The 14,801-nt window shown below is 64.9% G+C and carries 12 protein-coding genes; 5 read left to right on the forward strand and 7 right to left on the reverse strand.

The features are described 5' to 3' along the window. Both IVB13_RS22795 and IVB13_RS22800 read left to right on the forward strand, forming a co-directional pair. Positions 1-348: an MmcQ/YjbR family DNA-binding protein gene (locus IVB13_RS22795; protein WP_018460011.1), complete on the forward strand. Its 348-nt coding sequence runs from the start codon at positions 1-3 to the stop codon at positions 346-348. 8 nt (positions 349-356) lie between these two features. Next, a complete protein-coding gene (locus IVB13_RS22800; RefSeq protein ID WP_018460012.1) occupies positions 357-923 on the forward strand; it encodes a nucleotidyltransferase family protein in 567 nt (188 codons plus the stop codon). Between the two features lie 6 nt (positions 924-929). Here IVB13_RS22800 and IVB13_RS22805 read toward each other — a convergent pair whose 3' ends face one another. The 3 genes from IVB13_RS22805 to IVB13_RS22815 form a co-directional block, all read right to left on the reverse strand. After that, positions 930-1,502: a PAN domain-containing protein gene (locus tag IVB13_RS22805; RefSeq protein WP_018460013.1), complete on the reverse strand. Its 573-nt coding sequence runs from the start codon at positions 1,500-1,502 to the stop codon at positions 930-932. A 111-nt stretch (positions 1,503-1,613) separates the two neighbouring features. Next, positions 1,614-2,984, reverse strand: a complete 1,371-nt coding sequence (locus IVB13_RS22810) for a glutamate--cysteine ligase (RefSeq protein WP_018460014.1) — start codon at positions 2,982-2,984, stop codon at positions 1,614-1,616. Between the two features lie 99 nt (positions 2,985-3,083). After that, positions 3,084-3,578: a MarR family winged helix-turn-helix transcriptional regulator gene (locus IVB13_RS22815; RefSeq protein WP_007599417.1), complete on the reverse strand. Its 495-nt coding sequence runs from the start codon at positions 3,576-3,578 to the stop codon at positions 3,084-3,086. A gap of 126 nt (positions 3,579-3,704) precedes the next feature. On the opposite strand from IVB13_RS22815, the gene gstA reads away from it, so the two are divergent. After that, positions 3,705-4,319 (forward strand): glutathione transferase GstA, encoded by a 615-nt coding sequence (gene gstA, locus IVB13_RS22820; protein ID WP_018460015.1) that lies wholly within the window; start codon positions 3,705-3,707, stop codon positions 4,317-4,319. Positions 4,320-4,390: 71 nt separating this feature from the next. Here gstA and IVB13_RS22825 read toward each other — a convergent pair whose 3' ends face one another. Genes IVB13_RS22825 through IVB13_RS22840 form a run of 4 tightly spaced genes read right to left on the reverse strand, consistent with a single transcriptional unit; the run spans position 4,391 to position 10,104 of the window. Next, positions 4,391-6,604 carry an FAD-dependent oxidoreductase gene (locus IVB13_RS22825; RefSeq protein ID WP_085351979.1) on the reverse strand — a complete coding sequence of 738 codons (2,214 nt, stop codon included), beginning with the start codon at positions 6,602-6,604 and terminating at the stop codon, positions 4,391-4,393. Positions 6,605-6,622: 18 nt separating this feature from the next. After that, a complete protein-coding gene (locus tag IVB13_RS22830; protein ID WP_018460017.1) occupies positions 6,623-7,831 on the reverse strand; it encodes an acetyl-CoA C-acetyltransferase in 1,209 nt (402 codons plus the stop codon). A 57-nt stretch (positions 7,832-7,888) separates the two neighbouring features. Next, entirely contained in the window at positions 7,889-9,679 is a 1,791-nt protein-coding gene (locus IVB13_RS22835; protein WP_018460018.1) for an acyl-CoA dehydrogenase C-terminal domain-containing protein, read from the reverse strand. Between the two features lie 38 nt (positions 9,680-9,717). Continuing rightward, positions 9,718-10,104, reverse strand: a complete 387-nt coding sequence (locus IVB13_RS22840; protein ID WP_018460019.1) for a nuclear transport factor 2 family protein — start codon at positions 10,102-10,104, stop codon at positions 9,718-9,720. Positions 10,105-10,304: 200 nt separating this feature from the next. Here IVB13_RS22840 and IVB13_RS22845 point away from each other — a divergent pair, with 200 nt between their 5' ends. Together IVB13_RS22845 and IVB13_RS22850 are read left to right on the forward strand one after the other, a co-directional pair. After that, positions 10,305-10,895, forward strand: coding sequence for a PadR family transcriptional regulator (locus tag IVB13_RS22845; RefSeq protein ID WP_018460020.1), 591 nt, complete (start codon positions 10,305-10,307; stop codon positions 10,893-10,895). Positions 10,896-11,255: 360 nt separating this feature from the next. Further along, positions 11,256-14,693, forward strand: coding sequence for a tetratricopeptide repeat protein (locus tag IVB13_RS22850; RefSeq protein WP_247490652.1), 3,438 nt, complete (start codon positions 11,256-11,258; stop codon positions 14,691-14,693). The last annotated feature ends 108 nt before the right edge of the window (positions 14,694-14,801 follow it).

Below are 14,801 nucleotides of genomic sequence, written 5' to 3' on the forward strand. Positions count from 1 at the left end.
ATGACCTTCGACGACGTCAGAAAATTCGCACTGACGTGGCCGGAGGTCGAGGACGGTACCTCCTACGGCACGCCCGCACTAAAGGTGCGCAAGAAGATGCTGGCGCGTCTGAAGGAAGATGGCGACAGCCTGGTGATGCCGGACGTCCCGGTCGACGAGCGCGCGATGCTGGTCGAGAGCCAGCCAAAAATCTTCTACTTCACCGATCACTACGCCGATTATCCGATAGTGCTGATCCGCCTGTCCAAGGCAAAGCGCGCGATCGTGGAGTCGCTGCTGCGGCGGCGTTGGCGCGCGCTGGCTTCGAAGGCGGCGCGAGCGGATTATGATGCACGCGTGAGCGCGTGACGACTGTCATGGATGAGGCCCGCTTCCTCGCGCTGGCGCTAAAGAACCCGATTAACGTCGCGATTCTCGATGAGCTCCACCAGCTCGCGCTGCCCGATGCGTGGCTGGTCTCGGGATGTCTCGTGCAATCGGTTTGGAACGTGCTCACCGGCCGTGCGATCGATTACGGCATTGCCGATTACGACGTCTTCTACTTCGACCCTGACACCTCCTGGGACGCGGAGGACGTCGTGATCCGCAAGCTGCAAGCGCGCCTCGATCATCTCGGCGTCAAGATCGAGACCCGCAACCAGGCACGCGTGCATCTGTGGTACCCGGCCAAGCACGGCCTGCCCTATCCGCCGCTGTCGTGCTCGACTGACGGTATCGACCGTTTCCTCACACAGAACACGCAAGTGGGCGTGCGGCGCTCGGACGACGGTTTCCACGTTTATGCGCCGCACGGCTTCGATGACGTGGCGGGCTTGATTGCACGCCCCAATCCAAGCCCGAATTTCTCCGCAGCGAATTACGCGGTAAAGGCCGCGAGATGGAGGGCGTTGTGGCCCGAGCTTACGGTGATTGCGCCGGAATGATCCGAGCTATCTCACCACGCCCGACGTGAATCCCGCCTTCCGCCGCGGCGGCTTGATCTCCTTTTTCAGGAAACAGCGCGCTTCGCGTCCCGTGTAGCCCGGGCGGGCATAGGTGAAGGCGCGGCATTTGTTGTCGGCGGTGCAGACGGCCTTGCAGGCTTCTTCGCCTTCGCCGTCCTTCATCTCGAAATTGCGCAAATCGCCGCCGGGGCGGTCGATGGAGGTCTCCACGCCTTCGACACGCGGCTCGATCACACCGGCGCCGCGCACGCCGGAGATGCAGCAGCTTCCCGGCACGCGCGCAGGCACCGTGTTCTTCAGCCAGCACACCGCCGAGCCGCCTTCGATGTCAGGATAGTTGAAGCTCCACGAGCGGCAACGGCGGTCGCGCTCGCACAGCAGCGCGCAATCCTCGGGATCGCCCGACGTGACCGGAGAGCTGAAATAATCTCCGCCTGGCCGGTCGAACGCCGTCTGGGCGCGCGCAGGCCAGCTCGCAAACACGAGCGAAAGCAACGCGGCGCAGGCTACGACGCCTGCCAGGACGCTTGCCATGACGGCCAGGCGGCCCTTCCCCATCGGAACAGCTTTCGAGTTATTGACGACGCTCGGGTTTTTCAGCTGGCCATTTGATCGCCGCAAACCTGTACGGGCGATGAACGGCCCGAGTCCGATCGTTTTGCCTTGGGTCTAGAACGCGTATTCCGCGTAGGCCGGTTCCACCGAGCGGTTCCAGGGACCGTTGAACTTGTCGAGCATCTCCTCAGCCGGCGTGCGGCCGGAATCGATAATGCGATCGAGCGGCTCCAGATGCCTGGTCTCGTCGCGGCCAAGCTGGTCGATCCGGCCGCGCCGGCGCAAGCCGGCATGCGCCAGAACGAGGCACTCCTTGGCGATCTCGAACAGATAGCGGTCCTTGATTCGCGACTTGAACCCGAAGCGTGGCACGTCGTCGCGCAGCGCCTGACGCTCATGCGCGGTCCAGTGCTTCACGAGGTCCCAGGCGGCATCCAGCGACACATCGTCGTAGAGCAACCCGGCCCAGAACGCCGATAGCGCCGGCAGACGGCCCCACGGGCCACCGTCGGAGCCGCGCATCTCGAGATAGCGCTTGAGCCGCACCTCCGGGAAAATCGTCGAAAGATGGTTGGCCCAGTCCGACAGCGTCGGGCGTTCCCCGGGCAAATTGTTGTTGCGGCCATCGAAGAAGGCGCGGAACGAGGAGCCCGAGACGTCGATGTAGTCCTCGTCGCGCTTGACGAAATACATGGGCACGTCGAGCGCGTAGTCGACATAGCGCTCGAAGCCCATGCCGTCCTCGAATGCCCACGGCATCATGCCGGCGCGCGCGTTGTCGGTGTCGCGCCAGATCTCGGACCGGAAGGAGAGAAAGCCGTTTGGCTTGCCCTCGGTAAACGGCGAATTGGCGAACAAGGCGGTTGCGGCCGGCTGGAGCGCGAGCGAGACACGCAGCTTCTTGACCATGTCCGCTTCGGAGGAGAAGTCGAGATTGGTCTGTACCGTGCAGGTCCGGTACATCATGTCGAGGCCGTACTGGCCGACCTTCGGCATGTAATTGGTCATGATCTTGTAGCGGCCCTTGGGCATCACCGGGATGTCGGCGCGCGACCAGGACGGCGTCATGCCGAGGCCGAGGAAGCCGATGCCGAGCGGCGTTGCGATCTCGCGCACCTGCGCCAGATGCGCCATCAGCTCACTCTGGGTCTGGTGCACGTTCTCGACGGGGGCACCCGAGAGTTCGAACTGCCCGCCAGGCTCGAGCGAGATCGCGCCGCCGCCAGTGACGTCGTAGAGGCCGATGATGTTGCCCTTCTCCATGATCGGCTCCCAGCCGAGCAGGAGTTTCATGCCTTCGAGCAGCGCGCCGATACCGCGCGCGCCCTCGTAGGGCACCGGACGGTGGCCTTCGAGCGTGAACGGCGTCTTCTCGTGCTCGGTGCCCATGCGGAATTCGGACGGGTCCTTGCAACCAGCCTCGAACCACGCGACGAGTTCGTCGCGCGATTGCAGCGGCGTCATATCGATCTGGTCTCGCGCCATATCAGACTCTAATCAAAAGCGCTTCGATCGAACGCGCGTGGGTGACAGGGATGGTCCGCGCAGCCACCGGCTGCACGGACGAGCTGGTTTGCCGCGCGATCATCGCAACGGCGTGGTTTCGTTGACGTGGGCAGGCGGCAGTTTCATCTCGCCGCACGAGCAGCCCAGACGGTCGAGCAGACCGCTGAGCTTCACGGCATCCGCATCGGACAGCTTCGAACCGACATATTTCTCGATCGCGGCCGAATAGGCGCCCCACATCCGCTTCTGCAATTCGCGGCCGGCTTCCGTGATCTCCACGAACTGGCCGCGCTTGTCGATCTTGCATTCACGCCGCGAGGCGAGGCCTTCGTCGACCAGGCGGTCGATCAGCCGCGATGTCGAATATTGCGGGATCAGCATCTGCCGTTCGAGTTCGACCGGCCGGAGCTCGCCCGAGGGCGCCCGTGACAGTTCGAGCAGCGCGTCATACCATGCGAGCGGCGGGAAGCCGGCCTTCTTCAGGTCCTGCTCGACGCAATTGAGCACACGGCTCTGCACCCGCATCAAGCGGATCCAGGCGGAAGTCGCCTCGGTCGATGGTTTGCGTTTCATGGTCCCGCTCAAGCTCGTCGCCCGTCTCTTACCCTATTCGATGCACCTGCATCAATCTTGACTATTTCAAGCAGATGCATGTAGTCGTTCTTTCGCCTGAACCAAGCAACAAGAGGAGGAAATTCCATGAAATTGTACTATTCGCCCGGTGCGTGCTCGCTGTCCCCCCATATCGCGCTCCTGGAAGCCGGCCTGCCCTATGAACTGGTCAAGGTCGATATTCGGGCCAAGAAGCTCGAAAACGGTGAGGATTATCTGAAGCTGAACCCCAAGGGCCAGGTCCCTGCGCTGGGCCTCGATAGCGGAGAGATCGTGACCGAAGGCCCGGTGATTGTCCAGATGATCGCCGATCAGGCCTCAGCCAAGGCGCTGGCGCCGGCCCACGGCAGCGCCGAGCGCTACAAGCTGCTCGAATGGCTGAACTTCCTCACCTCGGAGGTCCACAAGAGCTTCGGCCCGATGTTCGCGCCGACGCTGAACGACGAGGCCAAGGCCTTCTTCAAGGACCGCGTCATGGGCAAGCTGAAATACATCGACAGCCAGCTCGCCGGCCGCGACTACCTCATGGGCAAGCAGTTCACGGTGGCCGACGGTTATCTCTTCACGATGCTGACCTGGGGCGACCGGATGAAGTTCGACCTCTCGGCGATGCCGAACCTTGCCGCGTACAAGACCCGCGTCGCGGCGCGGCCGCAGGTGCAGGAAGCGATGAAGAAGGAAGGGCTGATCCAGGCTGCCTGAGGCACACATGCGAAAGGCCGGATCGAGAATCCGGCCTTTCGTATTTTTCATCCCGGCTACGGTTCAGAGAATCACGCCGCCGCCTTCTTTGGCGCGAAGCGGCCGTAGAAGGTCTCGCCCTTCGCCGCCATCTCTTCGAGCAATTTCGGCGGGGTGAAGCGCGATCCGTATTTCGCCTCCAGCTTGTGGCAGAGTTCGACGAACTTCTTGGGACCCATGAAGTCGATGTAGGACAGCGTGCCACCGGTGAACGGCGCAAAGCCGAAGCCGAGGATCGAGCCGACATCCGCTTCGCGCGGATCGGTGATGACGTGGTCCTCAACGGTGCGCGCGGCCTCCACCGCCTGCACTACCAGGAAGCGCTGCTTCAACTCCTCGACGTCGAGGGTATCTGGGTCGAGCTGCTTGGGCTGCAGCGCGGACAAGCCGGGCCACAGGCTCTTCTGTCCCTTGCCCTTCTCGGGGTAGTCGTAGAAGCCCTTGCTGTTCTTGCGGCCCAGACGGCCCTGCTTCTCGACCATTTCCACCATCAGCTTCTTCTGATCGGGATTGATGGCGTTGGGGCCGAGATCGGCTTCCGTCGCCTTCATGATCTTGAGCCCGAGGTCGAGCGCGACCTCGTCCGACAGCGAGAGCGGGCCGACCGGCATGCCGGCCATCTTGGCGCAGTTCTCGATCATCGCCGGCGGCACGCCCTCGAGGAACATCTCGTTGCCCTCGGCGACGTAGCGGCCGACGCAGCGATTGGCGAAGAAGCCTCTGGAGTCGTTGACGACGATCGGCGTCTTGCCGATCTGCCGGACGTAGTCGAGCGCGGTCGCGATCGCGAGATCGCCGGTGTTCTTGCCCTGGATGATCTCGACCAGCATCATCTTCTCGACCGGCGAGAAGAAGTGGATGCCGACGAACCTGCCTTGGTCCTTGAAGGATTCCGCCAGCGAGGTGATCGGAAGCGTCGAGGTGTTGGACGCGAAGATCACGTCCGGCTTCATGTGCTCCTGCGCCTTGGCAAAGGTATCAGCCTTGACCTTGCGGTCCTCGAACACGGCCTCGATGACGAGATCGACGTCCTTGAGCGCGGAATAGTCCGCGGTCGCCGTGATGCGCGCGAGCAGCGCTTCTGCGTCGCCGGGCTTGGCGCGGCCCTTCTTGATCTGCTCCTCGATCACCTTTTGCGCATGCGCCTTGCCCTTGTCGGCGCTCTCCTGGTCGCGATCGATCAGGACGACGTCGAGACCGGCACGGGCTGAGACATAGCCGACGCTCGCGCCCATGAAGCCGGCGCCGATCACGGCGATCTTCTTCACCTTGGTCGGCGGCACATCCTTCGGACGGCGCGCGCCCTTGTTGAGCTCCTGCATCGACAGGAACAGGCTGCGGATCATCGCAGCCGCTTCCTTCGAGCGCAGCACCGAGGTGAAGTAGCGCGACTCGACACGGAGCGCGGCGTCGATCGGCAGCTGCAGGCCCTCGTAGACGCAGCTCATGATCGCGCGTGCGGCCGGATAATTGTCGTAGGTCTCGCGGCGATAGATCGCGTTGCCGGCCGGGAACATCATCATGCCGGCCTTGGAGAACACCGGACCGCCCGGCAGCTTGAAGCCCTTCTCGTCCCAGGGCGCAACAGCCTTGCCGCCGCCCTTGATCCAGTCCTTTGCCGCCTTGACGAGGTCGGCGGCGGGAACGATGGCGTGGATCAGATTCAGCGCCTTGGCTTTCTCGATCGTGACCGGATCGCCCTTGAGCAGGATCGTCATCGCGTCCTGCGGCGGCACCAGGCGCGGCACGCGCTGCGTGCCGCCGGCGCCCGGGAACAGGCCGACCTTGACCTCGGGCAGACCGAGGCGGGTCTTGGGATTCTCCGCCGCCACGCGATAGTGGCAGCACAGCGTAATCTCGAAACCGCCGCCGAGCGCGAGGCCGTTGATCGCCGCCGCCCACGGCTTGCCGGAGGTTTCGATCGAGCGCAGCACCTGCGAGAAGCGCCGGCTCTGCTCGAACAGCATCTGGTTCGCGGCCGTCTCGCCCTGCTCCCCAAACACTTTTGCGTAGGCCTGATTCATGCCCTCGAGCATGGAAAGATCGGCACCCGCGCAGAACGCCTCCTTGGCGGAGGTGATGACGACCCCCTTCACCACGGCGTCGGCCGTGGTCGCCTTGACGATCGCGTCGAGCTCGCTGGTCGATGTCTCGTCGAGCACGTTCATCGAACGGCCCGGGATGTCCCAGGTCACGAGCGCGATGCCGTCGGAATCGGTCTCAACCTTGAAGTTCTTGTAAGCCATGCTGGTTGCTCCCTGCCCTTAGACGCGTTCGATGATGGTCGCGGTGCCCATGCCGCCGCCGATGCACAGCGTCACCAGTGCGGTCGCCTTGTTGGTGCGCTCGAGCTCGTCGAGCACCGTCCCGAGGATCATGGCACCGGTCGCGCCGAGCGGATGGCCGAGCGCGATCGCACCGCCATTGACGTTGATCTTGGCGTTGTCGATGTCGAAGGCCTGGATGTAGCGCAGCACAACCGAGGCGAAGGCCTCGTTGAGCTCGAACAGGTCGATGTCCGACTTCTTCATGCCCGAGCGCGCGAACAGCTTTTCGGTGACATCAACCGGACCGGTCAGCATCATCGCGGGCTCCGAGCCGATATTGGCGAATGCGCGGATCCTTGCACGCGGCTTCAGTCCGTACTTGCCGCCGGCTTCCTTGCTGCCGAGCAAAACGGCGCCGGCACCATCGACAATGCCCGACGAATTGCCGGCGTGGTGCACGTAATTGACGCGTTCGATTTCCGGATGCGACTGCACCGCGACGCCATCGAAGCCGCCCATCTGCGCCATCATCGTGAACGCCGGCTGCAGCTGCGCCAGCGACTGCATCGTCGTCGAAGGACGCATATGCTCGTCCTTGGCGAGGATGGTGAGGCCGTTGATGTCCTTCACCGGGACGACCGACTTGTCAAAGCGGCCTTCTTCCCAGGACTTCGCCGCACGCTGCTGGCTCTGCACCGCATAGGCGTCGACGTCGTCACGCGAGAAGCCGTATTTGGTCGCGATCAGATCGGCCGAGACACCCTGCGGCATGAAATAGGCCGGCACTGCCATCGAGGGGTCCATCGGCCAGGCGCCGCCGGAAGCGCCGATGCCGACGCGGCTCATCGATTCGGCGCCGCCGCCGATCACGAGCTCGTGCTGGCCGCTCATCACCTGGGCTGCGGCAAAATTCACGGCATCGAGGCCGGAGGCGCAGAAGCGGCTGATCTGGACGCCCGGCACCGCTTCGCCGAGGCCCGCCTTCAGCGCGGCAAAGCGCGCGATGTCGGAGCCGGCTTCGCCGACCGGATCGACCACGCCGAGAATGACGTCATCGACGGAATCTTCGGGGAGGTTGTTGCGGTCCTTCAGCGCCTTGAGCGGCACGGTCGCGAGCGCGAGCGCGGTGACTTCGTGCAGCGCGCCGTCCGCCTTGCCGCGGCCGCGCGGGGTGCGGACGTGGTCGTAGATGAATGCCTCAGGCATGACGCCCTCCTGATGTGATGATCTTGTGGTCGTGATCCGGTCGCAGCGAAAGCGGCTTCAGAACGCTTCCGCCGGCAGTTCCATGATGGTGGCGCAGCCGGCCTGGATGCGCGCGAGATTGGCGGCGGTCTCCGGCAGCATCCGCTCCATGAAAAAACGGCCGGTGACGAGCTTGGTCGAGAGATAGGGCGTCGCACCGCTCTCGGCAATCTTGGCTTGCGTCACCTTCGCCATCTTCGCCCACATATAGCCGAGCGCGACGAAGCCGAAGAGATTGAGGTAATCGGTTGCGGCGGCACCGGCATTGTCGGGCTTGGCCATCGCGTTCTGCATCAGCCAGGTGGTGGCCTGCTGGAGATGGCCGAGCGAGGCCGAGAGCGGAGTGATGTAGGGCTTCATCGCCTCGTCGCCGCCGTTCTCCTTGGCGAAGGCCATGACCTCGCCGAAGAACGCCATGATGGCGCGGCCGCCGTCGCGCGGCAGCTTGCGGCCGACGAGGTCGAGCGCCTGGATGCCGTTGGCGCCTTCGTAGATCATGGCGATGCGGGCATCGCGCACGAACTGCTCCATGCCCTGCTCGGCGATATAGCCGTGGCCGCCATACATCTGCTGCGCCTGCACCGCGTTGGCGAAGCCGTAATCGGTGAGAAAGCCCTTCAGCACCGGCGTCATCAGGCCCATGTGATCATCGGCGGCCTGGCGGTCCTTGGGATCCTCGGAGCGATGGGCGACGTCGCTCTTCAGCGCGGTCCACATCACGAAGGCGCGCGCGGCCTCGTTGAAGGCGCGGATCGACAGCAGCGTGCGGCGCACGTCGGGATGGACGATGATCGGATCGGCCGGCTTGTCCGGCGCCTTGGCACCGGTGAGCGAACGGCCCTGGATGCGATCCCGCGCATAGGCGACCGCGTTCTGATAGGCCACTTCCGACTGCGCGAGACCCTGCACGGCGACGCCGAGGCGGGCCTCGTTCATCATCACGAACATGCCCTGCATGCCCTTGTTCTCTTCGCCGATCAGCCAGCCGGTGGCGTTGTCGTAGTTCATCACGCAGGTGGAATTGCCGTGAATGCCCATCTTGTGCTCGATCGAGCCGCAGACCACGCCGTTGCGTGCGCCGACCGAACCATCGGCATTGACCAGGAATTTCGGCACCACGAACAGCGACACGCCCTTGATGCCGGCGGGCGCGCCCTCAATGCGGGCAAGCACGAGGTGGATGATGTTGGGCGCGAGGTCATGCTCGCCGGCCGAGATGAAGATCTTGGTGCCCGTGATCTTGAAGCTGCCGTCGGCCTGCCGCACCGCCTTGGTGCGGAGCATGCCGAGATCGGTGCCGCAATGCGGCTCGGTCAGGTTCATGGTGCCGGTCCACTCGCCCGCCACCATCTTCGGCACGTAGGTCTGCTTCTGCTCCGGCGTGCCGTGGACGATCAGCGCCGCGGTCGCGCCCATGGTGAGGCCGCCATACATCGAGAACGCCATGTTGGCGGAGATCTGGAATTCGTTGACCGCCTGGCTCAGCGTCACCGGCAGACCCTGGCCGCCGAACTCGGTTGGTGCCGACAGGCCGAGCCAGCCGCCCTCGGCGACCTGCTTGAACGCCTCCTTGAATCCCGTCGGCGTGGTGACGCTACCGTCATCGGCGCGCTTGCAGCCTTCGAGATCGCCCACGCGATTGAGCGGCTGCAGCACTTCTTCGGCGAGCTTGGCAGCTTCGCCGAGAATGGCTTCGCGCACGTCGCTCGACGCGTCGGAGAAGCCGGCCAGATTGTCGTAGCGGTCGATCTGGAAGACGTCGTTGAGCAGGAAGTTCACGTCTTCGACGGGGGCTTTGTAGATCGGCATGGTGGTCTCCCGGCAGGCCTTGAAGTGACGGTATTGGCTTAGGATTGAGTGGCGGCAAGCTGTTCCGCCATCAGGCGATGCAGCATGTTGATCGCCTTCAGCGGCCGCACCATCACCTTGAAATGCGTGATGCGCCCCTCGCCGTCGAAGCTGATGATGTCGACGCCGTTGATCTCGATGCCGTCGATCATGGTCTTGAATTCGAGCACGGCGCCGCTCTCACTCTTCCATTCACCGACATAGCTGAAGCCGGGACCGCCAAGCACCTTCTCAGCGCTGGCCAGATATTTGAAGGTGATGTCGCGGCCGCGCTGCGGCGCGTGCACGACAGGGCTTTCGAAGACGGCGTCGGGATGGAGCAGGTCCCAGAGCGCTGCCCGGTCATGCGACTTCATGTAGCCGTACCAGGACTCGAGGCCGGTCATTCAGGTGCCTCCCTAAAAGGCTCGGGCAAAAAACGCGAAAACAACCCCATGCACAGTAGCGCGAAGGTTGACTCCATTGGGGTTTTCGGGGCGGTTTTTGCCCTCGTTATCGGGTCGCCTCATATGCACATTGACGCATATGCGCCGATGCGCATAAAGTCAAGCCAATTGGTTAAGATCGACAACAGGAGGACCGGGTCATGGCTTTGGGCGACGCAATCCTCGCTTGCCTGACGGAACGTCCGATGACGGGCTACGAGCTCGCCAAGACATTCGATTCCTCGATCGGCTTCTTCTGGAAGGCCGACCACCAGCAGATCTACCGCGAGCTCTCCAAGCTGCGCGACCGCGGCTACATCCAGGGCCGCGAGGTCGTGCAAACCGGCAAACCCAATAAACTGATCTATACGCTGACTCCGGAGGGCCGAACAGCGCTGCGGCACTGGGCCGCGCGGCCAAGCACGCCCCCTTCCATCAAGGACGATCTCCTGGTGCGGTTGCATGCGCTCGACAGCATCGGCCTCGAGCCCATGCGCACCGACCTGATGGCCCGGCTCGAGCACCACCGCGATCGCCACGAGAACTACGAGCGCATCCTGAAGAAGCGCTTCCCGGAAGGGGCGGCGTCCGGCGTGCTCGACCTCGGTAACCTGCTGCTGCTTCAGCTCGGCGCCCGGCACGAGCAGATGGTGGCCGATTTCTGCGAAGAGGCGCTCGAGGCCCTGTCGGCGATGAGCGCAAGCGGCACCGTGGTGCCGCTGGAGGATGGCAAGCGCGAGGGCAAGGGCTGAGGGGCTGGCCAGACGCCATGACGTGCCGTTGCGTATTATTCCGCTGTCATCGCCCGCCTTGTGCGCAATTGCGCACGGGGGCGGGCGATCCAGTATTCCAGAGGCTGCGCGGCTGGAATCGAGAGGCTGCGGGTACTGGATGCCCCGCTTTCGCGGGGCATGACAGCGGTGGGTGTCGCACCCCGCCGCCCAACTTTAAGACACCGTCAACGGGTTCCTTAACCCGTTATTTACCGTAACAGACAAAAGTCGGTTTTCGAGGCAGACGACCCGCGCCAAATCCGATTGTCTTTGCAACCGGCACGCGAGGGAAGACTGGAGGCGCCGGATGGGGCGCCGGAGTCGGAACCGGACAGAGTCATGAATTCGCGCGTATCGTGGAGTGTTGACGGCATCGATCCATCCGTCCGGGAGCGGGCCGAAGCTGCTGCGCGTCGCGCCGGCATGTCACTCAACGATTGGCTGAACTCCACGCTCGGCGAGACCGCCCCGCCAAACTTTCGCGGACTTTACGACCAGCGTCCGCAAGCCCAGAACGTCCCGAGCCAGGTACCGACTCAAGTACCGAGCCAGGAAAGCCGCGAAGTTGCCGACATCCACCAGCGGCTCGACGCCATCACCCAGCAGATCGAGCGGATTTCAAAGCCCGCGCCGCGGCAAGATTCTTCGCGACAAGATACTCCGCGACAAGACGTTTCGCGCGAGCAGGGCGTTGCGCGCCAGCTCAACGACGCGATCTCGCGGCTCGATGCAAGGCTGTCGCAAATCTCAAAGCCGCAGCAGGCTCCGGCACCACGACAGGCCCCCGTTGAAACGCGCCAGCGCCAGGCCGATGCGGTCGAGCGCGCGGCAGCACAGGTCTATCGCAACTCACCGCCCCTGAGCCCCGCTTCGTTCGACGTCGCGGTGGCCGAGATCACCGCACGGCAGAGCGAGCTCGACGGCTTTACGCCCAGGCAGATGCCGCCGCGCGCCGCGCCGCCGATCGCGCCCGCGGCAGCTCCTTACGCGCCCCCGATGGCGCCGCCCGCGCCTGCCTATGCTCCGCCGCCACCCCAGCCGGGGCCGGATTTCTCTGCGCTTGAGCGCCATCTGCTCAAGATCACGAGCCAGATCGAATCGCTGCAGCGCCCTGACAATACCGAGCAGGCGATCAACACGTTCCGCAGCGAGCTTGCGGAGATCCGCAACGCCATCACCGAGGCGATGCCGCGCCGCGCGATCGAATCGATCGAGAACGAGATCCGCTCGCTGCATCGGCGCATCGACGAGACCCGCTCCAACGGCACCGACGGTCAGGTCCTGTCCGGCATCGAGCACGCGCTGTCCGAGATCAAGCAGGTGCTCCGCACGCTGACGCCGGCCGAGCAGCTCACCGGCTATGACGAGGCGATCCGCAATCTCGGCGCCAAGCTCGATCTGATCCTGCGCGCCAATGACGATCCGTCGACGGTCCGCCAGCTCGAAGGCGCGATCTCGGCGCTGCGTGGCATCGTCTCCAACGTTGCCTCCAACGAAGCGCTGGCACGGCTCTCGGACGACGTGCAGCTGCTGTCGTCCAAGGTCGACCAGGTCACCCGTGCGTCCGGCCAAGGCGACAGTTTTGCGGTGCTGGAACAGCGCATCGCGGCGCTCACCGCCGCTCTGGAAACGCGCGAGCGCCCTCAACCATCCGAGAGCAGCGAGCAGCTCGAAATCGCGATCCGCGCCCTGTCTGACCGTTTCGATCGCATGCAGGTCGGCAACGACTCGGCTTCGACCTTCGCTCATCTTGAACAGCGGGTCTCGTATCTGCTGGAGCGGCTCGAGGCCGCCTCCGATCCGCGCAACGGCAATTTCAGCCGCGTCGAGGACGGGCTGCACGACATCCTGCGCCACCTGGAGCGGCAGCAGGCGACCTATTCCGCGCTGGCCGAGAGCCGCAACTCCGCGCCGCCCGCCGATTCCGGCATGGTCGATCTCGTCAAGCGCGAGCTCTCCGACATCCGCTTCAGCCAGGCCGAGACCAACCGGACCACCCAGGATTCGCTGGAGGCCGTCCACAACGCCCTTGGCCACGTCGTCGATCGTCTCTCGATGATCGAGGGCGATCTTCGCAATGTGCGCACCGCGCCGCCCGCCCCTGCGGCGCAGCCGATGCCGATGCCGATGGCCGCTCCCATGGCGCCCGCGCCGATGGCGCACGAGCCGCGGCCGCAGCAACAGCAGCACCCGAAATACGATCCGAAGCCCGAGCTGCCCAATCCAGCCGCCGCGCAGGCGGCGCACGCCGCCTTCGCCGCCGCGCCGCGCGAATTCCAAGCCGCCGCGCCGGCGGCGCCGCCGCCGATGCCGATGGCACCGCCGGTTCCGCCACGCGCGATCAGCGAAATCCTGGAGCCGCATACCGCGCCCACGCGCGCCGCGCTTGCGCCCGAACTGCCGCCGGATCATCCGCTCGAGCCGGGCACAAGGCCGGGTGCACGCATCGCCACGCCGTCCGAGCGCATCGCTGCGTCCGAAAGCGCAATCAGCGAAATCCCGGCCGCGCCCAAGGAGCCGGTGTCGTCGTCGAGCTTCATCGCTGCCGCGCGCCGCGCAGCGCAAGCCGCCGCCGCGCAGCCACCCGAGAAAACCGGCCGGGCCGCCAAGGCGTCTGCCGGTCGCGCCAAGGACAAGGGCCAGGAAGGCGGGTCGACCATCACCTCGAAGATCCGCTCGCTGCTGGTCGGCGCGAGCGTGGTCGTGATCGTGCTCGGCACCTTCAAGATGGCGATGAACCTGCTCGATGGCAGCAGCTCGTCGCCAGCGCCGCAGGCGATGGAGAATACGTCGAGCGAGCCCGCGCCGCGAGCCCTGCCGTCCATTGAGAACAAGCCCGCCGCGCCAGAGCAGGTCACGCCCTCGATGACCTCGCCGACGCCGATCGGAAAGCAGTCGCAGAACAATGCCGCGCCGGGGTCCGTGACGAGCCCGAGCGGCACCGCTTCGGTCGAAATCCCGCAAACCGCGGCGCCAACCCCGCCTGCGGCGTCGAGCGACGTCACCGGCGCGCTGTCGGGCACGAGCCGCGCGAAACTCGCGATGATCCAGGTGCCGCCGACCGAAAAGCTGCCTGACGGCATCGGTGGCCCCGGCTTGCGCACCGCCGCGATGAAGGGCGATGCGACCGCGGCCTACGAGATCGGCGTGCGCTTTGCCGAGGGCAAGGGCGTGGCCGCGAATTACGACGAAGCCGCCAAATGGTACGACCGTGCGGCGCAGGCCGGCGTCGTGCCCGCAACCTTCCGCCTCGGGACACTCTACGAAAAGGGTCTTGGCGTGAAGAAGGACGCCGACATCGCCCGCCGCTACTACACGCAGGCGGCCGAGCGCGGCAACGCCAAGGCGATGCACAATCTCGCGGTGCTCGACGCCGATGGCGGCGGACGCGGAGCCAATTACAAGAGCGCGGCACTGTGGTTCCGGAAGGCCGCCGACCGCGGCGTCGCCGACAGCCAGTTCAACCTCGGCATCCTCTATGCCCGCGGCATCGGGGTCGAGCAGAACCTCGCCGAGTCCTATAAATGGTTCACGCTCGCCGCCGCCCAGGGCGATGCGGACGCGGCCGGCAAGCGCGACGACGTCGCCAAGCGGCTCGACCCGCAATCGCTCGCCGCCGCCAAGCTCGCGATCCAGACCTTCAGCGCCGAACCGCAGCCCGACGACGCCGTCAATGTTGCGGCCCCGAACGGCGGCTGGGACAGCGCCCCGCAGGCCAACGCGAAGCCTGCGCCGAAGCCGGTTGCCGCCAAGCGCGCGGCCTCGGCTGTGCATTAATCGGTTTAGTACGCTTTCTCCTCTTGTCGTCGCCCGGCTTGACCGGGCGACCCAGTATTCCAGAGGCGTCGGTTGGATACGGAGAAGCTGCGCCATAGTGGATGGCCC

It is taken from the genome of Bradyrhizobium sp. 17 (genome assembly GCF_023073515.1).
GTDB lineage: Bacteria > Pseudomonadota > Alphaproteobacteria > Rhizobiales > Xanthobacteraceae > Bradyrhizobium > Bradyrhizobium canariense_D.

What these genes read in the sequence shown, in the direction of transcription:
- IVB13_RS22795 (WP_018460011.1), top strand. Translation starts at nt 1, where the DNA reads ATGACCTTCGACGACGTCAGAAAATTCGCACTGACGTGGCCGGAGGTC.
- IVB13_RS22800 (WP_018460012.1), top strand. Translation starts at nt 357, where the DNA reads ATGGATGAGGCCCGCTTCCTCGCGCTGGCGCTAAAGAACCCGATTAAC.
- IVB13_RS22805 (WP_018460013.1), bottom strand. Translation starts at nt 1,502, where the DNA reads ATGGGGAAGGGCCGCCTGGCCGTCATGGCAAGCGTCCTGGCAGGCGTC.
- IVB13_RS22810 (WP_018460014.1), bottom strand. Translation starts at nt 2,984, where the DNA reads ATGGCGCGAGACCAGATCGATATGACGCCGCTGCAATCGCGCGACGAA.
- IVB13_RS22815 (WP_007599417.1), bottom strand. Translation starts at nt 3,578, where the DNA reads ATGAAACGCAAACCATCGACCGAGGCGACTTCCGCCTGGATCCGCTTG.
- gstA (WP_018460015.1), top strand. Translation starts at nt 3,705, where the DNA reads ATGAAATTGTACTATTCGCCCGGTGCGTGCTCGCTGTCCCCCCATATC.
- IVB13_RS22825 (WP_085351979.1), bottom strand. Translation starts at nt 6,604, where the DNA reads ATGGCTTACAAGAACTTCAAGGTTGAGACCGATTCCGACGGCATCGCG.
- IVB13_RS22830 (WP_018460017.1), bottom strand. Translation starts at nt 7,831, where the DNA reads ATGCCTGAGGCATTCATCTACGACCACGTCCGCACCCCGCGCGGCCGC.
- IVB13_RS22835 (WP_018460018.1), bottom strand. Translation starts at nt 9,679, where the DNA reads ATGCCGATCTACAAAGCCCCCGTCGAAGACGTGAACTTCCTGCTCAAC.
- IVB13_RS22840 (WP_018460019.1), bottom strand. Translation starts at nt 10,104, where the DNA reads ATGACCGGCCTCGAGTCCTGGTACGGCTACATGAAGTCGCATGACCGG.
- IVB13_RS22845 (WP_018460020.1), top strand. Translation starts at nt 10,305, where the DNA reads ATGGCTTTGGGCGACGCAATCCTCGCTTGCCTGACGGAACGTCCGATG.
- IVB13_RS22850 (WP_247490652.1), top strand. Translation starts at nt 11,256, where the DNA reads ATGAATTCGCGCGTATCGTGGAGTGTTGACGGCATCGATCCATCCGTC.